21 protein-coding genes are annotated in these 23442 nt (G+C 45.1%); 14 read left to right on the top strand and 7 right to left on the bottom strand.

The window, feature by feature from the left end:
- The first annotated feature begins 23 nt into the window (after nt 1–23).
- The gene (locus IEV61_RS11945; RefSeq protein ID WP_188416945.1) at nt 24–1289 is read left to right on the top strand and encodes an MFS transporter; all 1266 of its coding nucleotides are present in this window, start codon (nt 24–26) and stop codon (nt 1287–1289) included.
- 12 nt (nt 1290–1301) lie between these two features.
- On the opposite strand, the gene IEV61_RS11940 is transcribed toward IEV61_RS11945, so the two are convergent.
- On the bottom strand, nt 1302–1967 hold the full coding sequence (locus IEV61_RS11940) for an ACP phosphodiesterase (protein ID WP_188416943.1): 666 nt from the start codon (nt 1965–1967) through the stop codon (nt 1302–1304).
- A gap of 166 nt (nt 1968–2133) precedes the next feature.
- On the opposite strand from IEV61_RS11940, the gene IEV61_RS11935 reads away from it, so the two are divergent.
- Nucleotides 2134–3471, top strand: coding sequence for a BamA/TamA family outer membrane protein (locus IEV61_RS11935; protein WP_188416941.1), 1338 nt, complete (start codon nt 2134–2136; stop codon nt 3469–3471).
- A 14-nt stretch (nt 3472–3485) separates the two neighbouring features.
- Here IEV61_RS11935 and IEV61_RS11930 read toward each other — a convergent pair whose 3' ends face one another.
- The gene (locus tag IEV61_RS11930) at nt 3486–4400 is read right to left on the bottom strand and encodes a helix-turn-helix domain-containing protein (protein WP_188416939.1); all 915 of its coding nucleotides are present in this window, start codon (nt 4398–4400) and stop codon (nt 3486–3488) included.
- 8 nt (nt 4401–4408) lie between these two features.
- Nucleotides 4409–5308, bottom strand: a complete 900-nt coding sequence (locus tag IEV61_RS11925) for an NmrA family NAD(P)-binding protein (RefSeq protein ID WP_188416937.1) — start codon at nt 5306–5308, stop codon at nt 4409–4411.
- A gap of 167 nt (nt 5309–5475) precedes the next feature.
- Here IEV61_RS11925 and IEV61_RS11920 point away from each other — a divergent pair, with 167 nt between their 5' ends.
- From IEV61_RS11920 to IEV61_RS11890, 8 genes are all read left to right on the top strand, one after another.
- Nucleotides 5476–6078, top strand: coding sequence for a DUF5694 domain-containing protein (locus tag IEV61_RS11920; RefSeq protein ID WP_188416929.1), 603 nt, complete (start codon nt 5476–5478; stop codon nt 6076–6078).
- Nucleotides 6057–6368, top strand: coding sequence for a DUF5694 domain-containing protein (locus IEV61_RS20785; protein WP_373867839.1), 312 nt, complete (start codon nt 6057–6059; stop codon nt 6366–6368). The genes IEV61_RS11920 and IEV61_RS20785 overlap by 22 nt, the downstream gene beginning before the upstream one ends.
- 168 nt (nt 6369–6536) lie before the next feature.
- Complete coding sequence (locus IEV61_RS11915) at nt 6537–7481, top strand: hypothetical protein (RefSeq protein ID WP_188416926.1); 945 nt, start codon at nt 6537–6539, stop codon at nt 7479–7481.
- 226 nt (nt 7482–7707) lie between these two features.
- Nucleotides 7708–8991, top strand: a complete 1284-nt coding sequence (tyrS, locus tag IEV61_RS11910; protein ID WP_188416925.1) for a tyrosine--tRNA ligase — start codon at nt 7708–7710, stop codon at nt 8989–8991.
- A gap of 37 nt (nt 8992–9028) precedes the next feature.
- Complete coding sequence (locus IEV61_RS11905) at nt 9029–9523, top strand: Xre family toxin-antitoxin system antitoxin (protein ID WP_188416923.1); 495 nt, start codon at nt 9029–9031, stop codon at nt 9521–9523.
- Between the two features lie 2 nt (nt 9524–9525).
- Nucleotides 9526–9975: an RES family NAD+ phosphorylase gene (locus IEV61_RS11900; protein ID WP_188416921.1), complete on the top strand. Its 450-nt coding sequence runs from the start codon at nt 9526–9528 to the stop codon at nt 9973–9975.
- Nucleotides 9976–10168: 193 nt separating this feature from the next.
- Nucleotides 10169–11152: a GLPGLI family protein gene (locus IEV61_RS11895; protein WP_188416919.1), complete on the top strand. Its 984-nt coding sequence runs from the start codon at nt 10169–10171 to the stop codon at nt 11150–11152.
- A complete protein-coding gene (locus IEV61_RS11890) occupies nt 11149–13833 on the top strand; it encodes a TonB-dependent receptor (protein WP_188416917.1) in 2685 nt (894 codons plus the stop codon). The genes IEV61_RS11895 and IEV61_RS11890 overlap by 4 nt, the downstream gene beginning before the upstream one ends.
- Nucleotides 13834–14095: 262 nt before the next feature.
- Here the strand turns inward: IEV61_RS11890 and IEV61_RS11885 are convergent, their stop codons facing one another.
- Both IEV61_RS11885 and IEV61_RS11880 read right to left on the bottom strand, forming a co-directional pair.
- Complete coding sequence (locus IEV61_RS11885) at nt 14096–14740, bottom strand: PH domain-containing protein (protein WP_188417314.1); 645 nt, start codon at nt 14738–14740, stop codon at nt 14096–14098.
- A 150-nt stretch (nt 14741–14890) separates the two neighbouring features.
- Complete coding sequence (locus IEV61_RS11880; RefSeq protein WP_188416915.1) at nt 14891–15877, bottom strand: LuxE/PaaK family acyltransferase; 987 nt, start codon at nt 15875–15877, stop codon at nt 14891–14893.
- 152 nt (nt 15878–16029) lie between these two features.
- Here IEV61_RS11880 and IEV61_RS11875 point away from each other — a divergent pair, with 152 nt between their 5' ends.
- Entirely contained in the window at nt 16030–16701 is a 672-nt protein-coding gene (locus IEV61_RS11875; RefSeq protein WP_188416912.1) for a lipid-binding SYLF domain-containing protein, read from the top strand.
- A 41-nt stretch (nt 16702–16742) separates the two neighbouring features.
- On the opposite strand, the gene IEV61_RS11870 is transcribed toward IEV61_RS11875, so the two are convergent.
- A complete protein-coding gene (locus IEV61_RS11870; RefSeq protein ID WP_188416911.1) occupies nt 16743–17111 on the bottom strand; it encodes a hypothetical protein in 369 nt (122 codons plus the stop codon).
- Nucleotides 17112–17230: 119 nt separating this feature from the next.
- Entirely contained in the window at nt 17231–19660 is a 2430-nt protein-coding gene (locus IEV61_RS11865; RefSeq protein ID WP_188416910.1) for a penicillin acylase family protein, read from the bottom strand.
- Nucleotides 19661–19851: 191 nt separating this feature from the next.
- On the opposite strand from IEV61_RS11865, the gene IEV61_RS11860 reads away from it, so the two are divergent.
- The 3 genes from IEV61_RS11860 (at nt 19852) to IEV61_RS11850 (ending at nt 23418) form a co-directional block, all read left to right on the top strand.
- Complete coding sequence (locus IEV61_RS11860; protein ID WP_229747117.1) at nt 19852–21570, top strand: alpha-amylase family glycosyl hydrolase; 1719 nt, start codon at nt 19852–19854, stop codon at nt 21568–21570.
- A gap of 236 nt (nt 21571–21806) precedes the next feature.
- Nucleotides 21807–22418, top strand: coding sequence for a hypothetical protein (locus tag IEV61_RS11855; protein WP_188416908.1), 612 nt, complete (start codon nt 21807–21809; stop codon nt 22416–22418).
- The gene (locus IEV61_RS11850) at nt 22396–23418 is read left to right on the top strand and encodes a hypothetical protein (RefSeq protein ID WP_188416906.1); all 1023 of its coding nucleotides are present in this window, start codon (nt 22396–22398) and stop codon (nt 23416–23418) included. Before IEV61_RS11855 ends, IEV61_RS11850 begins: the two co-directional genes overlap by 23 nt.
- Nucleotides 23419–23442 lie beyond the last annotated feature (24 nt).

The following is a 23442-nucleotide window of genomic DNA, read 5'->3' as shown; positions in this document are numbered from 1 at the left end:
CAACACATCTGCATATTCACTTCATGTCTGCATTATCTACCACTTTTCGTTCATTAAAATACTATAATTACCGGCTATACTTTGTTGGGCAATCCATATCGCTTATTGGTACCTGGATGGAACGTATAGCTATCAACTGGCTGGTTTACAGCACCACGCATTCGGCCCTGATGTTGGGTGTGGTTAACTTTGCCGGTCAAATTCCAACACTGCTGTTATCACCTTACGGCGGAACTATATCCGACAGGCATAACCGTTATAAAATCTTATTAACTACTCAAATAGCCGCCATGATACAGGCCAGTGTTATGGCTACGCTGGTCATACTGCATATATATAGTATGCCGGCTATTATTTGTTTGAGCATTGTGTTAGGGGTAATTAACGCTTTTGACACACCTTCGCGGCAGTCGCTCATGATTAAGTTGGTTGAGGATAAAAATGATCTGCAAAATGCCATTGCCCTCAATTCGTCTATGGTTAACCTGGCCCGCATGGTTGGGCCGGCTGTGGCAGGCATACTGTTAACCACGGTAGGTACGAGTATATGTTTTTTACTGAATGCGTTGAGTTTCATCGCGGTGATTACTTCATTGCTGTTCATGAAGCTGCCCTCGATGGAAGTTAAAAAAGTAACCGTAAGCGTATGGGCAGGCCTAAAGCAAGGCTATAATTACTTAAAACAAGCTCATGATATTAAGCTCATGATACTGCTGATGGCCTGTACCAGCTTTTTTGTAATGCCTTACAGTACATTGATGCCGGTTTTTGCCAAAGACATATTTCATGGCGATGCGGGTACTTACAGCATGCTCAATAGTGTATCGGGTTTAGGGTCGCTTATTGGCGCTATTTATATGGCTACCTTGAAAAATACGGGCAATATTAAACGCATTGTTGTTTTTGCCTGCGCCATGTTCAGTGCCGGTTTGGGCATATTTGCCTGGTGTAATAATATATGGCTTGCGCTACTATTCATTATGCCGGCAGGGGCCGGGGCCATGATGCAAATTGCGGCCACCAATACTTTTGTACAAACCACCGTAAGCGATGAAATGCGCGGCCGGGTAATTAGTTACTACGTAATGGCCTTTATGGGCATGCAGCCGCTGGGTAGCTTTTTAGTAGGTTTGGGCGGCCATTATGCCAGCGTAAGAGTCATACTTTGTATACAGGGTGTGGCCGGTTTGTTAACGGCTATTGTGTTTGGTATGCTGTTTAAAAAATCGGCAGCGAGGGAATTGCAACATGAAAAAGACCTGCCGTTAACGGGCATCGAGGCACAATAGAAAACTTCAGATTTACACCATTAATGTAGCTATTTCTTCAAAAATACTCATGAAATTACTTTTTAAGATTTCGCGGTATTGAATGATGACCTGGTTCATGCTTTCTTCCTGTTCGGGGGTAAATGGGTTGTTCCAAATGCGCATACAAATACGTTTGAGTGCGTAGGCTACCTGCCCGGTTTGGGCGTAAGTGTGAAGGTACTGGTTCTGTTTAAACTTCTCAAAAAACCTGATGAAGGCAGCCGGGTCTTTCATGCCACTGCGTAACAGGAAATCGGTGATAGCCTCATGGTCGCAGGAATCTAAATGTGCGTAGAAACTATCGGCAGTAAGTTGCACGGTGGTGAGCAGCAGGTTGTCTAAAATAAGCTCTAGAGCAATGTGCCCTAAAAAGAAAGGTTTTACGGGCGAGCCTGTAATTACTTCGCGTAAACGGAGTTTAAGCTCGTGCGAGTGCGTTTTAAAAAAGGCTGAATTATGAAAATGGCGATCCACTTCCAAATGCTTATGCCAGCCGTTACAAATGTGATGAGCCGGTCCGGACGGGTAGCTTAACTTTTCGGGGTGTAGTATGGTGCTTTTGTCGGCGTTCTTGATCAAGTCGGGCAGTACTGTTCCTAAAACATGGTAGCAGTTGCTCGTATGGCGATCAAAGTAGTAGTGCGACAAAAAATTCATATATAGCGGTAATGCAAAATACACCATTTTTTGTACAAGGCGAAATTATACCTTAACTATAACGTTGTGTTTACGGCGCATTAATACTGCCGTTTAAAACATTTTCGAATATTCAAAGGTTCCAACGTAATTATGGCTGATGCATTATCAGTTTAAACTTTACTTCATGGTATTCAAAGCAAATTATAGCGCACTATTTAAAAAGTTTGCAGCATTAGCCGTGTTGTTGCTGGGAGTTGGCATAAATAGCCACTTGCAGGCGCAGGTAGCAGGCCCCACCGATTCGCTTAAAAGAGACTCATTGCGTGCAAAAGGAGGTAAGCTAAAGCCTGCCGATACACTGTATAAGCAGTACGACGTGGGCGATTTGTTCCAGGCTATATTTCATCCTAATAAAAAACCCGACTCGTTGAAGAAGCGCTCGGGGATCACCATTATTCCCAATGTGGCCTCCAACCCAAGTATTGGTTCACAAATAGGTATTAAAGCAGTAGCGGGGGTAAGGCTGGGTAGTGATCCAAAAACCATTATGTCGGTAGCGGCAACATCGGCTTCCATCACTACCAAGAACATCATCTACTTTTACCTCAACCATAATATATTCACACCAGGCAACAAGTGGAACTTTCAGGGTAGCCTTGTAGCCGCCAAAACCGTTACGCCCGATTTTGGCTTGGGTATTGGCCAGGCTTCGGGACAAACAGAGGCCGACCTTGCGTTGAGCAACCCTGGCCGTAAGGCGTATGTGCTCAATTCACTTTATTTTAATTTCAGGGAGAAGGCCTATAAAGAAGTTGCCGAAAACCTGTTTGTAGGAGCAGGTGTATCGTTCGATATTAGGAAGAGTATTGAAGACAGGCGATCGACCACCAGCCTTACGCCTTACAATATTTATAACCAGCGCTATGGGTTTAATGGTGACAGTTATAATGCCAACGGATTGCTTTTTAATGTGCAGTACACCACACGCGATAACCAAAACCGCGCCTACAAAGGTATTTATGCCGATGCTGGTTTCCGTACAAATCAAACCTGGATGGGAAGTACGAAGAATGCAATGCAGTTTACTACAGATTTCAGGAAATACTTCAGTTTGTCGCGCCGTAACCCGGAGCATGTAATTGCTTTTTGGAACTGGGGTTCGTACCTGGTAAGCGGCGCCTTGCCTTACCTTGAACTGCCCGGAACGGCCAAAGACCCGGGTTTCCGCAGCGGCAGGGGATATACGGTGGGCTATTTCAAAGGCACGCAGTACAACTACTCCGAAGTAGAATATCGTTTCCCTATTACCCGCAATAAATTTATCAGCGGGGTAACCTTCTTCCACATGCAAACTGCCAATGACGAACAGGGCACCAAGCTGTTTGAACAATGGCAGCCCGGCGGCGGCGGCGGTTTACGAGTGTTATTTAATAAAGCCACCCGCACTAATTTATGTTTGGATTACGCTTTTGGTAAATATGGCGCGCGCGGCTTCTTTTTAGGGTTGAACGAAGCGTTTTAGATCTATCACCATTATTAGTTAAACGATTGCCTGAATTCTAAAGGTGAATAGTTGGTTTTGGTTTTAAACAGCTTGCTGAACGATTGCGGGTGCTCAAAGCCCAGCTCATAAGCAATTTCGCTTACTGATAAATTAGTGGACGAAAGCTTCTGTTTGGCTTTTTCAATCAATTTGTCGTGAATATGTTGCTGTGTGTTTTGCCCCGTTAGCACGTTTAATAAACTGCGCAGGTAGGTGGGCGATATGTTGAGCGATTCGGAAATGTATCCTACCGTTGGCAGTCCTTTCTGTAATAACTCGTTACTATTAAAATAATCGTCCAGCAGTCTTTCCATACGCTCCAATATGCCATGTGCTGCTTTTTTACGGGTGATGAACTGGCGATGATAAAAGCGTTCTGAATGGTTGAGGAGCAATTCTACCTGCGAAATAATGATGTTCTGACTAAAGTTGTCTATGTTAGCGCAGTATTCCTGTTGTATTGATAACAGAATATCGGTAATCATCTGCTCTTCTTTTTCCGAAAGGAACAGCGCTTCATTCACTGCGTAATCAAAAAACTCGTACTTGCGGATATTTTGAGCAAGATGCGTGTTCCACAAAAAATCGGGATGGATGAGTAGTATCCACCCCGAGTGTTTTACTTCTTCGCTTGCCTCAATACCCACAACCTGGCCCGGGGCCGTAAAAAACATCACACCTTCATCAAAATCATACAACTGCTGGCCGTATTTGTACTTTACATTGCTGGCCCGTTTAATGGAGATCGCATAAAAGTCGAACACAGCCGTTCCCTGCACAGGGACCGGCGGCATCACTACGTCTTCAATATTCACCACACTAATTAATGGGTGCTGCGGCTTGGGCAAACCGCGCAGCTTATGGAAAGCAGAGATTGTGCTGATCTTAAATGGTGAAGTATCGGGCATGTTGCAATTTACTGGTTTTGATTATATGCAGCGGCAAAATCTTTGGCAAAGTCGATAAGTTTAACTTTACCTAATACCGGCTTGTGTTTGTAGAAATCATCGTACAGGCTGCCATCGCGCACGCCAACGTTCATGGCCACGTAGCCTTCGGCTGTTTCCGGCTTCATGCCTGCGGTAATTAAGCCGTCCATCATCTGCTCATCGCTAATCTGGATCCATTGCAGGTCGGGCTTGCCAATGGCTTCACCAAATATCCGGGCAATATCGTTAGGCGAGATTTCATCGCTGGCAATATAGCGGATAGGGCGGCCTTCAAATGGTTTTTCTATTTCTTCGGCTATCACCGCGGCAATATCTAAAGGCGATACCCAGGGCGTTTTGCGGTCGCCGCCATCGCTCGAGTAAATGGCACCCTGCTGTTTTATCATAGGGATGAACTGGTACATTACATAATAGAACCCTACCGGGCGCATGAATTTGATGAAGACATCGGCCGGCAGTTCGCGCAGTATGTTTTCTACGTTATAATGAAAGCGGAGCAGTCCGGGCCCTGTGTCGGCACCAATGCTACTCAGGTGTACTACTTTTTTTACCCCCGAGCGCTCAATAGCTTCTTTATAGTTGCGCCCAATTTGCGTGGTGGCCTCAATCACATCCACGTTGTGGTCAAAAAATGCGTTGCCGGCCAGGGTTTCCATTACATACAGCACGTCGGCCCCGGTAAAAGTTTGTGTCAAAAAATCGGTATCTTCCATGGTGCCTATGGCTGCTGTGGCACCTAATGCTTCAATGGCGGCTTTACGCTCTTGAGTGCTGCTAACTACAGTTACCTGGTGGCCTTTTTCAATAAGTTCAGTGGCCAATGGTTTGCTGATGTTGCCCAGCGAGCCTGTTACTACTATTTTCATGTTTTTTGGTTTTGAATGTAGTGTAAAGGTCGGCAGCTAATTAAAAGCCAGTGTAGCCAAACCGCCTTTTGTTGTAGCCGGAAAAAAATTGATATCAATGGCGTGCATGAATTGTAACCTGTCACATTGTAAGTTATTTGGTGTCTTGTCATTAAAAAGATACGCTCATGCTTGTAAAACGTTACCTCATGTTCCTGATTTTGATCAGCCAAACGGCTTATGCGCAAAAGGCAAGGTTGCAACAAGCAGTTGAACGGAACGCAGAGATTTTTGAAGATAATAAACCTAAACCAGAGGTTTTATTATTAGGCGTTTTTCATTTTGCAGGCGAACAGGTAGATGCCAACACCACACCGGCCAATCTCCGGGTTGATATGCTAAGTGCCGAAAGGCAAAAGCAGGTGCAAAAATTGGCAGACCGGCTGGCAACTTTCAAACCTACCAAGATTGCTATTGAGGTGTCGCCTAAAATGCAGCCTTACTACGATTCGCTTTTTCGCGCATATTGCGCCGGTACGCTGGTTAACAGTAAATTGGTTAAGCTGGCCGATGAAAGTGTACAACTGGGTTTTCGCCTGGCCAAAATGCTTAAGCTCGTAAAGCTCTATGCTATAGACGCTCAGGTATTCCGTTTTAAATTAAGCAAGGCCGATTCGGTGCTTACTTTTGATAGTATAGCGATCAAACCGATTCTTCATTCACCTATTGGGATAAGCCTTATCATGAAGAAAAGCAGTTTCAGGATTCACTGGCGTACTTTCTTCCGCTGAATGAATATCTGGCCTACTTAAATTCGCCTCAAAAGCAGGCGAGGGCAATAGGAAGGTGGCTGGTAACCACCAAGCGGGGCAGTAATACAGAGCCTATTGGTGCCGACGGGTTTATTACCAGGTATTTTAACCGCAACGTTCGTATTTACTCCAATGTGCAGCGCATTGTTGATAGTAAAAACGATCGGATATTGATAATTTATGGAGCTACACACATGTACATTTTAAAACAGCTTTTCGAGGCCAGCCCCGAGTTTAAAGTTAAAGATGTAATGGATTATTTAAAATGATATAGCTAAAGTGTTTAATACTGTTTTGTTAAAATTGTATGGATAGTAATAGCCCTGGAGAATCGCAATAAGCTTAAACCGCAGACGCAATGTTAGCGTATATGGTGTATGTTTATAGCTGCCGTTAAGACCCATAATAAGTGTTTGTTTTTGTTGATTTGTTTGCTGTTGAGCATTGCATTTACGGCCAGGAGCAGTATACAGCAAGATTCTTCAATAAAACTACCCGATACTACAGATAAGGTGAAAACCACGCGAATCATCAACCAAATGTTTGATGATATTTACCTGCAAAATGCCCGGCTTTCTACTTTTGGTAATGAGTATGGCAATGTATTAAAGACCAGTCTCGTGGCCGATCTGGTGGGTAACTTTGTGGTGTTCAGTACGCCTAAGTCGCGCTTTGCGTTTATTTTTAACCCAAGGGTAAAACTGCGTTTGCTCGATGCTTCCGGAGCGCCGGTAAAGTCGCCCAGCTATATGCCGGGAGGTACGCTGTATTTCAGGCTCAACCGTAATTACGACAAGCCTTCGTTTTTGTCGCTGGCTTATTCACACCATTCTAACGGTGTTAAAGGGCCTACCTTAAACCCCAATGGCAGCTTTAATCGCGATACCGGTAAGTTTACTACTAACTTTTATACCCTTACTTATACGCATGGTAAGCGGGTAGACTATAAGAATTTAGTCAGCAATCAATACCAAAGTGTAGGGTTGGAGTTGCATGCTGCGCTGGTGGGCCTGGGCTATGCCAAAGCATTGAAAGATCAGTATGGTTTTGCCCGCCTTAACGGTAGCTGGATGTATAACCTGTCGCGTGCACGCGCTGATGATATAGATAGCCAAAAACGCAGTTTTTACAACTGGATGCGCCTGCAGGTAGATATGCAGTACATCTTGGATAAGTACAGTAATTATAGCTTTACCCGTGTTTCTAAACGATTAAATATTAGTGCGCTTTACTATTACCAGTTCCCTTTTATGAAAAATGTAGCGCTTATGGCCGGTGGCGGTTACCGCGGGCAAGATGATTATAATATATTTTTTCAGGACAGTTACGCCTACTTTACCGTGGGACTGGCGGCGGGCGTGTCGTTCGGGTTTCATCATTAAGCCCCTCCCAAACCCTCCCCGGGAGGCAGGGCTTTTTGATAGTCCTAAAAGATAGCCATTGCGAGCGTAGCGCGGCAATCGCACGCGTTTATATAGCATGCATGTGGTTTGCAGCGTCGCTATTGCTCCTCGCAATGTAAGCCCTCCCTCCCGGGGAGGGTTTGGGAGGGGCTACTTCCTACTTTCCGCTAATCTGTTATCTTTGCCATCCTTTAAATGATATAAAATGAGTTTTGTTGAAGAATTACGCTGGCGGGGCATGCTGCACGATATTATGCCCGGAACTGAAGAACTGCTGAACAAGGGTATGGCCTCGGGCTATATTGGTTTCGACCCAACGGCTGATTCGTTGCATGTGGGTAGTTTAGCCACCATCATGACGCTGATCCACTTTCAACGCGCCGGGCACAAGCCTTATGCGCTGGTGGGTGGTGCAACCGGTATGGTGGGCGATCCGTCGGGTAAATCGGCCGAGCGTAGTTTGCTTTCTGAAGATGCCTTGGCCGTAAATTTAAAAGGTATTCAAAGCCAGTTAGAGCGTTTTTTGGATTTTAACAGCGGAGAGAACAGTGCCGAAATTGTAAATAATTACGATTGGTTCAAGGAGTTCTCTTTTCTGCATTTTATCCGCGATGTGGGTAAGCACCTCACCGTGAATTACATGATGGCCAAAGATTCGGTAAAAAGCCGTTTAAGCGGCGACAGCGGCATGTCGTTCACCGAGTTTAGTTACCAGTTGATACAAGGGTATGATTTTTACTACCTGTGGAAAAACAAGAACTGCGTAATACAAATGGGCGGCAGCGACCAATGGGGTAACATTGTTACCGGTACAGAGCTGATCCGCCGTAAGGATGCAGGTGAGGCTTATGCTTTAACCACACAGCTAATTAAAAAAGCTGACGGTGCTAAGTTTGGTAAATCTGAAGGTGGCAACATCTGGCTGGACGAAACCAAGACATCACCATACAAATTTTACCAGTTCTGGCTCAACGCTACAGACGAGGATGTAAAAAAATTCATCCGCATATTTACCCTGCTCGACCGCGAAACCATTGAAGCGATGGAAGCTGAGCATGACGCGGCACCTCATCAACGCGCGTTGCAAAAAACGCTGGCTAAAGATATTACCATCCGTGTGCATGGTGAGGCTGCTTATGAAAAAGCTATCCAATCGTCCGACTTTTTGTTTGGCAACACTGGCATTGAGTTTTTAAGCGAATTGACCAATGAAGAAGTGCTGGGTATTTTTGAAGGCGTACCTAACTATACAGTACAGTTAGCCGATATGCAGCAAGGTGTAAACGTGCTGGATTTATTAGCTGCACAAACCGCGGTATTTGCATCAAAAGGTGAAGCTAAGAAGATGATACAGGGTGGGGGAGCAGCCGTTAACAAAACTAAGATTACATCGCCGGAGGCTACCTATACAGCTGAAGACCTTATAAATAACAAATTCTTAGTAGTGCAAAAAGGAAAGAAGAACTACTTCTTAATTATTGCCGAATAATTTGCAAATACGACAAAAGTGTTTTATATTTGAACAAATGTCGTACAGTAAAAAACATATCATTAAAAATGAAGTTCATGAATCTATGGCGGCTTATATCACCACAGATAGTGTAACCTCATTTTATCATTTGCTTACTGGTGTAAACCCGGCCAAGCCATCTTCTGATTTTGACGTTATCCGTTTAGCACGGCAGGGTTTACCTAAAAAGGTATTAACCACGCTGGCGCAAAAAATATCTCTTACTTTACAAGAGTTAGCCGGTATTATGCACATGAGCGAGCGCACCTTACAGCGCTATGAAGATGATACCGTACTTAAAACCGAGTATGCCGAAAAGGCCGTAGAACTGGCCCGCCTGTATACCCGTGGCGAAGAGGTTTTTGGTTCTATGGATAAATTCAAGCTTTGGATGAAAACTCCAGGTCACGTATTCAAAAATGAAACCCCTGTTTCTCTCTTAGATACCTCTATAGGCTTTGACCTCGTTTTACGTGAGCTGGGCCGCATAGAGCATGGTGTGTTTGCTTAAATATGCTGCTTTACCGTATCTCTAAATGCACTTATATTGAAGACCTGAGCGGTACTGGTGCCCGCCTGTACGGCGGCCGCTGGAACAGCATAGGCAAACCTATGGTGTACATGGCTTCCTCGCGTGCGCTTGCTATGCTGGAAGTGTTGGTGCACTTGCCTCCCGGATTGATTCCTGCCGATTTTTGCCAGGCTACTTTTGAGGTGCCAGATGATATCCAGGTGCTCGATATGGCCAAGCTTCCATCCAACTGGCAGGAATACCCCGAGCCTGCCCGCCTGAAAACTATGGGCGACGCCTTTTTAAAAGCCAGAAAACATTTACTACTAAAAGTGCCATCGGCTGTGGTAAGCGAGGAGTTTAACTACCTGCTTAATCCTGCACATGTGGGTATTAACACAGTGAGCATTGTAGAGGTAAAGCCCTTTACTTTTGATGAACGGTTGATATAAGAGGGGTTTGAAAAGCTGAGAATCAGTCATTGCTTCGCTACCGCTCAGCAATGACGGGGCAGATAAATTACTTAGCCTGTTAAAATTTGTTAAATAACTAACTTGTTAGTTTTATAACTAATTAATTAGTTATATTTGTTCATGTCATTCTTCAACTGGGTGACAATAGAACAAACCAACAAATTTTATCAATATGAAGTTTAAATCTTATCTAACCATTGCATTCTCTTTAGTTTCGGCTGCGTTTGCCCAAGCACAAAAAGCCGATACCGCACAAGCAATTGTTCATTATAAATTTAGCCACATACGCGATACCACCAAGCGCGATACGCCTTACGTAGAAAACATGGTGCTGCTTATTGGCCGTAATGCCAGCGTTTATAAGAGCTACGATTACAAAATGCGCCAGGAGCAAATGCGCAAAAGTTTTACCGAGCAGATGAACTCCGGAAGTACTAATTTAACTTTTAAATCGCCCGGTAGTTTAGGAACTGTAAATGAGCTTTTCCAATTTCCTAACGATAAAAAGTTTATCACCAAAGATGTGGTAGGCAATAGCTACCTGGTTGAGGAAAGCATGCCGGCCATGACCTGGAAAATAAGCACTGATACGGCAAACTTCAGCGGCTTATCTTGCCAAAAAGCAACTACTCATTTTAAGGGCCGAGATTACACAGCCTGGTTTTGCCCTGATCTGCCTTACCGTGCCGGTCCATGGAAGTTAAACGGTTTGCCCGGTTTAATTGTGGAGGCTTACGATACGCGGAAAGAGGTAGTATTTAAATTTGAAGGATTAGATAAGGTTGACCCTAAGGCCGCCGCACTGGCAGCAGAGCCAGCGCCAAGCATGCCGGGACGCACCATTGTTATAGGAGACATAAGCGATGGTGCTAAGAATGCGAATATTATTGCCTTGCCTAAAAACGGTATTAAAGCCACAGCCAAAGAAGTAAACGATTTGCGCGAGTTGCGTAGAAAAGACCCACAGGCATTTATGCAAATGCAGATGGCAGCTATGCAGGCGCAAATGGGCGGCAACACTGTGATACGTGGCAGTGCGACCTCCTCAACGGGCGGCGGACTAAATGGAATAACCAGTGTAAATATTCAATCATCGGGCGCTTCTGCAAAGGCGGCGGTTATGAATAACCCACTCGAATTACCTGAGAAAAAATGATAAGGGTTATCATAACCTCTATCATCTGTACCTGTGCCTTCCTGTTTTCTAAAACTACAACTGCCCAAACTATTAAAGGCACAGTAACAGACAGCACGGGTAGGGTGGTGCCTTATGCCAACGCTAAGCTCATGACGGGCGGTAATTTAATTGTAGCCTTTGCCGCCTGCGATAATAAAGGGGTATACAATTTGCCCATCCCGGCCGATGCTGATAAAAATGCTCTGCGGGTGGAGATAAGCTCGGTAGGGTTCAAAAAGCAAAGCAAGAATATTACCAGCTTATCGGCCCCATATAATTTTACGCTGAGCAGTACTACCAACCAGTTAGCTGCGGTTACGGTGAAGAATAAAAATCCACGCCTCAGTGTAAGGGGCGATACCCTGAACTACAATGTGGCCGATTTTTCGAGTCCGCAGGATAGGGTAATTGGCGATGTGATCAAAAAGCTGCCCGGTATAGAAGTGGATGCCAACGGCAAGATCAAATACAACGGCAAGGCTATCTCGAGCCTGAACATTGGCGGCGATAACCTGCTGGATGATAAGTATAACATTGCCACCAGTACCATCCCTAACGGGGTGGTTGACAAGGTGCAGATCATGGAAAACTACCAGCCGGTAAAAATGCTGCGCGATAAGGTAGTGAGCGATGATGTAGCCCTTAACCTCACCATTAAAAAGGATGCGGCTATACAAATGGTAGGGCAGGGGAATGTAGGTGGCGGTTTCCCCGGAAAGTATGATGGCAATGTTAACGCCATGATGTTTAAGGATAAATACAAAGCCATTAACTACCTGAAAGGAAACAATACCGGTAACGAAGTGCAAAATGATTTGATTTCGCATAATATATCGAGCTATTTAAGCCGTTTGGATAATGATAAGCCAGGTAACCTGTTATCATTAGGGGCAGCGGGCAACCCTAACCTGCCTGCCAACCGGTATTTGTTCAATCAATCGGCATTGGTTAATTTAAATAACCTGGTTAACCTGCAAAAAGAGGTGCAGCTGAAAGCCAATGTATCTTACCTGTACGACAGGCAGCTGCAAAATTATTACAAGGTGCAGGAAACCTACCTACCGGGCGATACCATCCGTTATACGGAAGTGCAGGATAACCGCCGCCGCCCAGATCTTATTCATGCGCAGGCTACGCTCAACATTAACCGGTCAAACTATTACCTCAACAATACCTTGCTGACCGACTATCAGCATTACGGATCATTTTCGGCCTTAACCACCAATGCTATGGTATCTGCGCAGAACATGAAGAACAGTAGCCTCGATTTTTCGAACGAGTTTAATCTCATGAAAACTACCAAGGCAGGCCGTATTTACGAGGCATACTCTTACATTAACCGCCTCACCAATCCCGAAAGCCGGGTGCTGCTGCCTGGTGCCGGGTACGAGTACCAGCCGGTGTTTAACCAGGGGCAGCCGTATACGCAGCTGGTACAAAATACCAACATACCTACCTGGTTCACCAATAATTACCTGTCGTTTAAACGGCCGGGCGATAAGATCACCCAGTCGTACCGGGCCGGTTTTAGTTTGCAATCGCAAAACCTAAATTCGGCATTAACTACGGTTAGTGCTAACGGAAACGAGGTTTTGGCTACTAATAATTCGGTTAACAATCTCGATTGGTTCAAGAGCAAGGTGTACAGTTCTGTTGGGTTTGATATGCCCGGCGAAAAGCTCAAGCTAACGCTTAACCTGCCGTTAAGTCTGCAGCATATTAATTATTCAGATGGTTTATATGACTTAGATAAATCACTTACCCGGCTATTCTTTGATCCGCAATTTACGGGCAGGTACAATACCGGTGCCGAGCAGTTCATCAGTGCATCCTATAATTACCGTAATAGCATTGGCGATATTACCCAAGCCTACCGGGGCGATATTTTAACCAGCTACCGTTCGTTAAACGCTAATAACGCCGATTTGACTGAACGCAAAACGCAAACGGCGGCTATTGGCTACAACTACCGCAAAGCCATGAAAATGTTTTTTTGGGGTGTAAGCGGATCGTTTAATCACATCAATCAAAACAACATTACCTCGCGCTTGCTTACCGATAACTTTAACAGGTCTGTTGTATTACCTTTTGAAAACAGTATGAATACATGGACGATAAATGGAAGTATGAGTAAGTATGTATATCCTTTACATACCACTTTTAGCGGTGGCTATACCTGGTCTAACAATAAGCTCAACCAGTTTTTAAACGGCGTTTTGCTGCCTTACAGCACCATTGCCAATAGCGTAACGGTCGGTGCCGAAACCAAGATCTCCAATCAAATAAATTTCAGTTATAAGTTGTATGCTACCCGTACCAACAGCCGGTCGTCGGTAGCTAATTCCAGCTCCTCGCAGATTACGCAGCTGCAGCACCAGGCCGCTATTTATTATAACCCGCTGAATAACTTATTCCTAAAACTATCGGGCGATCATTATTACACCGGCCAAAGCCTGCGCGATGATCTGAACTACTCCTTCGCCGATTTTTCGGCCCGGTACAAGCTCGATAAACAAAAGGTTGACCTGGAACTCAACGTGCTCAATATGTTAGATACCAAAACTTACAGCGCTCCTTACTTAACGGCCAATGCGTTCACTAATAGTATTTACCAATTACCTGGCCGCATGATGACCATGAAGGTATCGTTCAACTTTTAAGGACGCAAAGCTTTTGCAAGGCCGGAGTAATGCACCGGGCGAGCTGGTTAAATAATAGTTTAGTTAACTTATTGCTCCGTCCTTGCAAAGGTATAAAGCAATAAAGCCTCCTGTTATGGGAGGCTTTATTGCTTTATAAATTATATTTTATGTCATTGCGAGGAGCGATAGCGACGTGGCAATCGCAAGGATGCTTATCTAAACGCGAGCGATTGCCACGCTATCGCTCGCAATGACATGAAGTTTTAATTTTGCTAAATACCTAAAAATCGCTCAGCAAATCCAGCTTTTTGGTATTATACTCTTCTTGCGAAATCAATCCGTTATCAAAAAGCATTTTTAATTTTTTCAGCTTCTCGGTCAGTTCATCAGGCTTTGCCTGTTCGGGTGCTGGAGCCGGGGTTGGCGTTGGTGGTTGCGGCGGTGCAGGTGCTTCAACAGGCACAGGCCTTGGAGCAAAAAGCTGCTCTACGGGTTTTTCTACCGGTGGTGCGTGCTGTATTCTTTGCAGTTCCTCACGTTTGCGCTCGTTTTCGCGGCATTCCTGCGAAAACTGGTATAGTTTACGAGCCTGTACTTTAGGCAGGTAATCAACACCCATTTCGGCACCTTTGGTAGTCTTAATGGTAAACACTGCACCAATAATCTCTTCTTTCATGCTTACATCGGCAATGTCTTTCCAAATAAAGTCAACAAACTTAATAGAAAGGCCAAGGTTGGCGTAAGAGAAAAAGAGAATACGGCGGTTAGTAACCACGATAGAATCGGGCTGTAAGTTCACCACCGGCATTTTTTGCACGGCTATATATAAAGTTTCTTCGCCTGCGGGCAGTAACTCTTTTAAGCGGGAGTATACTTTTTCAACCACTTTGGGTTCCTGCTGGTCGTTTAAAAAATGTTCGATCATATAAGATTTATATATCTTGTTTGTACCAAAAGTAACAATAAATAGTGTCTTGCGAAACCCCTCCCAAACCCTCCCCCAAGGGAGGGCTTATTAATAGCTTCGTTTTCAAAGTCTCCCCCTTTGGGGGAGATTTAGAGGGGGTTAAGGGGTCTACGCTATCAGCAAATTACACCCTCTAATGTCTGATGCATCGAACCTGCCTAATATCTCAAAGGAATTATCTTCATAAAGCTTGCCTAAATCTTGCGTGGCTAAAAAAGAGCAGGAGTTTATATTAGCGAGGTCAATAATGTTTACGCCGCCAGTTTTGCCGTGGCCTATGTTGCTTACTGGGTCGTTGGGGTCGCGTATTTGGATTTGCATCCAGGGTGGGCAGTTAAATATGCCTTGCCCTTTGGAGTAGGCTTGCGATAATAACTCCGTCATACCGTATTCGGAGTGGATGCCCTCCACACCAAAGCCACTACAAAGTATCTCGTGCAATTCTTCCCTGATCATTTCTTTGCGGCGGCCTTTCATGCCGCCGGTTTCCATCACAATCAGTTCAGGGAAGTTTATAGGGTGCTGCTCTACAAAGTCTAACAGGGCAAAGGTTACCCCAATAAGCAGGGTAGGTGTACCGGCTTGCTGTTGTTTAAGCAGCTGTTGGTGCAAATCTTCGTGGTTATATAAGTAGAAGCCGCTGTCTGGGTGATTGGATTGATTGATCAGATCATTAGCCATGTACACCAGCGATGATCCTGCACGTTCAAGGTATGCAGGGAGCAGCGCCAAAACGCAGTAGTTTTCTACTTTACCGTAAAAAAGCTCAAATGCCCGCCTAAAGCTTTGCTCGTACCAGCTTACCTCGGTAACTACATGGCTGCTGGTAATCATGCCTGTTGTCCCAGAACTGGTAAAGGTAATTTCGGCAGCATCATCACTACTTACTACCTCATGCTGTTTAAAAAATTCGATTGGGAGGAAGGGTATTTGATCCGGTTGATTTACCGTAGCCACGTCGATGTTCAGGCCGTTTATAAATTGCTTGTACACTGCACAGTTAAGGGCCTGATACCTGAATACCTGCAAGGCGGCCTCGTTAAACTGAGCGAGACTACTAATTGAAAATATTTGCTGCTGTTGCGGCTTCTGCATACTGCAAAGATAATAAGAGCAGTGCCCTTCCCGTTAAAATTGGTATTGATTGCTATTATTTAACACTGGGCTGAATAATAAAACAAATGTTAAACCATTTGCACCCTTGGTTGATCTTAGTAATGAATAGTATTCAACAAAAATCTATGACTATGAAAATGTTAAAATTATTGTCGGTTCCTGCGTTAATGAGTGTTATGCTCATCCTGGTTTCGGCTACCGAGCTAAGTAAAGAAACCGAGCGTTTGCAAAATGCCACGAAGGTAGTTACCACTTTTGCAAACTCCGACGAAAGTATACCTCAAGAACTGCTCAAGCAAAGTGAAGGATTGGTAATTATTCCTAAAATGATCAATGCCGGTTTTGGTATTGGCGGTAAACGCGGTAAAGGCGTAGCGGTTGTTAAACTGCCCGATGGTAGCTGGAGCAATCCGGTATTCATCACATTGACCGGTGGTAGCTTTGGTTTCCAGATAGGTGTACAGTCGGTTGACCTAGTGTTGGTGTTTAAGCACAAAGGCGTATTGACCAAGGTAAAAAACGGCGACTTTACCATTGGAGGTGATATTTCTGCCGCCGCCGGACCTGTTGGCCGTAGCTCAACTGCCAGCACCGACCATACTTTAGAAGCTGAGGTGTATTCCTACTCTCGCAGCCGTGGCTTGTTTGCCGGTATCAGCGTCAATGGCTCAAATCTGGCTATAGACAAATCGGCCAACGCCAATTTTTACGGATCGAATACTACTTCACACGAGATATTCGAAACCGGCAAAAGTTCTTCGGCTCCTGTAGTAGAATTGAAGAGTGCTTTGAAGGGTTTGTAAGGCCCCTCCCAACCCTCCCCGGGAGGGAGGGCTTTTAAAATTTATTTCTTTAAAGTCTCCCCTCCCGGGGGAGATTTAGAGGGGGCTGCCCGTTTCACATACAGCCCCGACAGTGCCGCCGTACCGCCTACTAATCCTCCAATAAGTGCAGTTACGCCTAAAAGTACCAGCCAATGCGGTGCGCCAAATAGGGCAGCTACCCGGGTAGCCAACATATGATTGTTGGGTATGCTTTTGAATAGCGCAATAATTACCCAAACACAAAATACCGCCCCAAAGCCCGACCAAAATGCCTGTGCCTGCCGGTAACCCGCATATAGGGCGGCTGCAAATGCAATTATGGATATAGCCCACCAGGGCAGTATGTAACTGGTAGCTAAACAGAGAATGAATATGATGAAGAAAAGCACTTTTAATAGATTTTTATAATCATGTCATTGCGAGCGATAGCGTGGCAATTGCACGCGTTAATTTGCCTGCGTGCGATTGCCACGTCGCTATCGCTCCTCGCAATGACATTGTTGTTAATTTATCGTTTTAAAACTAAACTGCTCTTAATTCGCCTCGATTTTTCATTAGCCGATTTTAAGTACAGCAATTCGTTCAATCGTCCGTCTTTCCAGGTTTGCAGCAGGTTGGTATAAAAAAAACTGCCCGGGTTGCCCGATTGTCCGCCCGGGTAAATACCATAGCCTTTTACCTGCGGGCCCATTTGCACCACCATACGCCACGATGGACCGTTACCACCCGCTATGGCATTAACCGTACCACCTGCGCCACCTGAAGCAAAAGTACCCGAACCAAAGCCGGGTAAATTGGCTAAATGGTCTATTTCGGTAGGTCGTACTAATCCCCACTGCCAGGCTTTACCCGGTTTGCCATGTTGGGTAACCAATTGATCAACCGCCTGGTTAAATGCTTTGCTGATTACGTCGTTTATCGTTTCGGGAGTAGCGGTTTTTACATCATCAAACCATTTGGCTTTAGGCTGCTGTAAGAGCAACTGGATGGTACGATCGCGCGAGGGAAGGCGTAGATTTTTGCCATCAAACTCGTCTTTCCATGTCAAATCGTATACATTAAGCCACCAGTTGTTAAAAATGCTGGCACCTATGGCATCGGCATCATAACGGAGGTTCCATGCCTTTACCAGCCGGAGGGCTTTTTGCTGGGTATCGTCTAATTGAGTGGAGTCGAGATGCCTGACCAGTGTTGGTAGTATATCGCGTGCTGTTACGCTGTAATTATCGGTTTGCAACAGCCGCATACTATCTACGGTTATCTTGTTCATGGCCACCAAACGAGTGTTAATGCGGTGTCCACGCTGGTAGGAGCCAAACTGCCAGTTGATATAATAAGGGTAAGTGTTATCGGTAGATTCCTGGTTGGCCGAACTCACAAAACCACGCGGCGGATTTTTAACCGTTGGGTTCTGGTCGGCCGGTATCCATCCCTGCCACTCGTTGGCCGGGTCTGTCCCGTCTAATACATACTTGCCTTGCTCTTTAAATTTAAGGGGCAGTTTACCGTTGGGTGTAATGGCAATATCGTTACCGGCACTGGCAAAAATAAAGTTCTGTGCTGGCGCAGTGTAGTAAGTGAGTGCTTTGCGGTAATCAGCATAGTTTTGGCTGCGGTTAAGCAGGTAAAAGGTACGTACATCGTTCGACTCGTCATGAGCTATCCAGCGTAAAGCGGTTCCGGCGGGTACATTGTTCGGCGCCTTTTCGGGCTTTTGTGCATCATCATTATATACAACGGGGCCAAAGTGCGTGTAAATTACAGTCTCGGTAACCGGTTGTTTTCCCCGCACATTGATCACCTCGATACGTTTAGAAGTTTTTCTCCATTGATTATTGTACCAATACTCGTTTTTCGAAGCATCTTTAAATTTAATACGATACCAGTCCAATACATCAGCATCTACATTGGTTACTCCCCAGCTTACCTTTTGGTTGTAACCAATGATCACATTAGGCGATCCGGGTAGCGATACGCCGTACACATTCACCCCCGGCGCAGTTAACTGTATTTGATACCATATGGAAGGAAAGGTAAGATGCAAATGAGGGTCATTAGCCAGTATGGGATAACCTGTGGCCGTTTTGCTGCCCGCCACGGCCCAGTTGTTACTGCCAATACCTTCCACCTTACCGGCAGGTTTGAGGTTGCCGTTGAGTTGAGCCTTAAAGCTTGCCGATGGTTGCGGTACAGGCAAGGGCTTAAAGCTCCATTTGGTTCCTGCCGGGATAATAGGTTCTTTTTGGAAGTTCTGATCGGGGAACAAGTCATTAGTAACTGCCAACCCAAACTTGTTAAGTGTGGCGGTCATTTCCATGTCGTCCGATCCGCCCGCCAGGTTTTCGGTCATTAGCTTAAGCAGCAGTGCGCAATTGATGGGCTTCCACTCCTCGGGTTTATAATCTAATAGTTTGTACTCGATGGGATAATCGCGGATGGTTAGATTTCGGATATAGGCATTAATACCCTCGGTATAGGCTAATATAGATGTGCGCGTTTGCGGGTCTTTCATCATGCCGCGCAGCGTATTTTCGGCACCGTAAACCATACCCATGCGGCGGTGGTAACGGTCTATCTCCAAGGCTTTGTCGCCCACTACCTCGGCCAACCGGCCCGAGGCACTGCGGGTTTGGATATCCATTTGCCAAAGGCGGTCGGTAGCGGTGATATAGCCTTGGGCGTAGTACAAGTCGTGGTCGTTCTTAGCAAATATGTGCGGAATATGGTTCTCATCATAGCGGATGATCACTTCATCCTTTAATCCGTTTAAATGGAGTTCTTCGTCTTTGATTAGGTTCTTGCTTTCGGCATTCTGCCAAAAACCTGTGGCCGGATTCAAAAACTTGCCCAATGGCGGTGCCACTCCAAACTTGGTTTGCAAGGCCCAAATGAGTGCCAGGGTTAAGGCTAACGAAAATATAGCACGAAGAATTTTCATATTGATATGAACAGAGGCTGTGAAATGTTTAAACGGGTAAGGTAAGCTAAAGCCATTGAATGAAAAACGGGTACTTATTGTTTTAGCTCCAGCCATAGCAATGCAAGTTACGTTGTTTTTATAAATACTGAGTCGCAATAAAAATGTGGCTGAGCAAAACCAAATTCTTGTATAATTGCTGCTGCAATACTATGTCGTCATCAACAAAACATAAACTCATCATATACCAGTTGCTGCCCCGTTTATTTGGCAACACCAATACAACCAACAAGTTTTACGGTTCTGTTGAAGAAAACGGCAGCGGTAAGTTTAACCAAATTACCGAAAAGGCGCTTACCGAAATTAAAGGCATGGGCTTTACCCACATTTGGTATACCGGCATTATTGAACACGCCACCATGACCGACTATTCGGCTTACGGCATTACACCCGACGACCCCGATGTGGTGAAAGGCCCGGCCGGTTCGCCCTATGCCATTAAAGATTATTACGACGTAGACCCCGACCTGGCCGTTGATGTGCCCAACCGCATGGCCGAGTTTGAAGCACTGATCGAGCGTACCCATCAGCAGGAGTTGAAAGTGATCATCGATTTGGTGCCTAACCACGTAGCGCGGACATATCATTCGGATGCAAAGCCGGCGGGGGTGAAAGATTTTGGAGAGGATGATGATTTGACGAAGGCTTATAGTCCGCAAAATGATTTTTACTACATACCAGGCCAGCCATTTACTGTTCCGCAGGATTATAATCCCGGGGGCGATGAGTTTGCAAGTCCATTGAAGGACGGCAAGTTTAATGAAAACCCGGCCAAGGGTACGGGCGATGATGTTTTTACCGCAAGCCCATCCATCAACAACTGGTTTGAAACAATTAAGCTCAATTATGGGGTAGATTTTAGCAAGGGCTATGATATGCACTTTGACCCTATACCACCCGTATGGCAAAAAATGCTGGATATCTTGTGCTATTGGTCAGCCAAGGGTGTGGACGGTTTCCGTTGCGATATGGTAGAATATGTGCCCTCAGAGTTTTGGGCCTGGATTATTCCGCAGATGAAACAGCGCTATCCGGAGCTCATCTTCATAGGCGAGGCTTACCAAACCGGCCAGTATCCCAATTACTTATTCAGTGGTAAGTTTGATTACCTGTATGATAAAGTGGGCCTATACGATGCCCTGAAACGCCTCACTTGTAACGAGCCTGATGCCAGTACCTGGCAAATTAACAATGTTTGGAACAACCATTGCCGCGGCTTTGACGAGCGTATGCTCCGCTTTATGGAAAACCATGACGAGCAGCGCATAGCCTCGCCCCATTTTGCCGGCGATGCCTGGCTGGCCGTACCGGGCATGATCGTAACGGCTACCCTGGCTACGGGACCAGTAATGATCTATTTTGGGCAAGAGGTAGGCGAACCCGCCACACAGGCTGAAGGCTTTAGCGGAGCAGATGGCCGTACCAGTATTTTTGATTATTGCGGCGTGCCCGAACACCAGAAATGGGTTAACGGTGGTGCTTTTGATGGCGGACAATTAACTGAAAACCAGCAAGCTTTGCGCAGCTTTTACAGCAGGCTGCTTAATATATCGGCGCAGAGCCAGGCTATAGCCGAAGGGAAGTTTTATGAGTTGATGATAGCCAACGAACACAGCGAAGGCTTTAACGAAAGGCTTTACCTATACCTGCGCTACACGGCTCAGGAGCGGGTTTTAATAGCCGTAAACTTTAACCGGCACGAGCAAAATATTAACATTAAGCTTCCGGATGATTTGTTAAATGAGTTTAAGTTAAACGGTAATGTTGAATTTACTGACCTACTGAGCGGTACACCTTATGTAACTGCTGATGCGACGCAGGCCTTACCGGTTATTTTGCCCGCTATGCAGGGACTTATATTAAAGTTCTAATTTGATCACAAAACATCGTCCCTTTTCGATTCCTCCGCGGCAAATACGGACTATGTAAATAAATATCTTTTAGATACTATCAGCTGATTTTTATCTCACTATTGCCGGTTATTTCTTTTTTATAATAACAAGATTAATATTATGTGCCTCAAACCTTTTTGAGCTTGATTTCTTTATAGTTAACCCTTGTAGTTGTAAACTATTACGTGTTATAATGCCTCAACCTCATATTAACCATGGCTAAAAAAATAATCCTTATCATAGTTATTGTATTTATAGTTACCACCGGGGTAACGCTTTTAATACTTAATGGTATGAAAGACACCAATAAGGAAATGGCCGGGCGTACCGAAGCCGACTTTACCACCCAGCGCTTTGTGGTTAACGAGCTTTGGGAGCGGCAACAAAAGCAGAATAATATGGTGCTCATGTCGTACCTCTTTATTAAGGTCAACAATGAGCCTATTAAACTTCGGTTGCCGGTAGGAGGGGCTGAGGACACAGAAGAGTTGGCCAGCCAGATCAATAAAGGTGATAATATTGATGTTAAAGTATTAAAGACCCAACTGCAATCGGCTCGCGAAAATGGTGTGCTCAAAGCCATTAACCGTTTTATTATGGACGATAAGCGGGAGGTTACCATTTTCAGGTTATCGGTTAATAACAAACTTTTGGTAGATAAGGATATTCACAGTTGGAATGATGCCCGTATCACGTTGCTTGGACGGTTAGTAGATAACCCATTCATGTTTTTGTTGCCTGTGTTTGTGATAGCCATGTTTATCATTGGCGCTGTAAAACGCAGAAATCTAAAAAAACAGCAAGATGGCAAAGTCGTATCAAATTAGTAAGGAACAAATTGTTACGCGCCCGCTAGCATTTTTAGCGCCTGTAGGTATCGTTTTTATCGTCATGTTTTTGCTGATGCCGGTAATGGTTACCCTACTATCTGTTGAGGGCAACATAAGTAATATTACTGCAAGCGATATGAAGGGGATGGTTATTGTGATGCCTTTTATACTGGCTTGCATCCCGTTTTTTACGTATAGCCGCAGGCAGATAATTTTTAACGCTGCCGATCATACCATTTACCGTCAAACCATTTTTCGCCGCAAGCCACTACTAAAGTTTAACGAAGCAGGCGATATTGTACTGAAAATAGGTATGGGTCAAAGCTACTACCTCAAAGCCCTGGCCGATCGTTACGGTAAGGGGTACCGGATCTCTTCGTCGTTTTCGGGCGAGAAGGATAAGGACAAGCACGAATTTGAGGAGGTGGTATTGCCTGCCATACGCCAGATGCTGGCATTGCAGCCAGCTGCTAACCTGGTTTACAATAGTAAAGTCTTATTTGAAGCCGGGATATTGAACTACTATACCGAGCATCCGCAAGGCTATATTTTAAAGCCAGGTGGACTGCTTAAATTACTACCGGGGCTTATTATACTTGGGTTAGGTGCTTGCTACGGATGGTATACTGTAATTACTAACCCAGGAGGAGATAAAGCTCTGGCGGTTGGCACGTCGGTTGGGTTTGTATTCATGGTATTTGCGTTTACCAAGCGGTTAATATTTGATACATCGGCACGGCAGGTAATTGTGTATTATTTAGGTTTGCCCATAAGCAGGTACGCTTTAGCCAACTTTGCAGGGTTTAACATTGTGCGTAAAACCTACAACGGGCTTTATAGCGGTACCGACGTGCGGCTCAAATTTCAAAAACCCAGCAGCCATAGCACAACGGATGTTACCCTGGCCGATTTTAACAAAACCAACCCCATCGAACCTTTTATTGCCGAAACCGAATACGTGTTAAGTAAGGCAGGTTCAGGCTCCGCAAAGCTATAAATCCCTGGAGATTCTTTAAAGGCG

Origin of the sequence: Mucilaginibacter galii (assembly GCF_014635825.1) — a bacterium.
GTDB lineage: Bacteria > Bacteroidota > Bacteroidia > Sphingobacteriales > Sphingobacteriaceae > Mucilaginibacter > Mucilaginibacter galii.
This window is presented reverse-complemented; position numbering and strand designations above follow the sequence as displayed.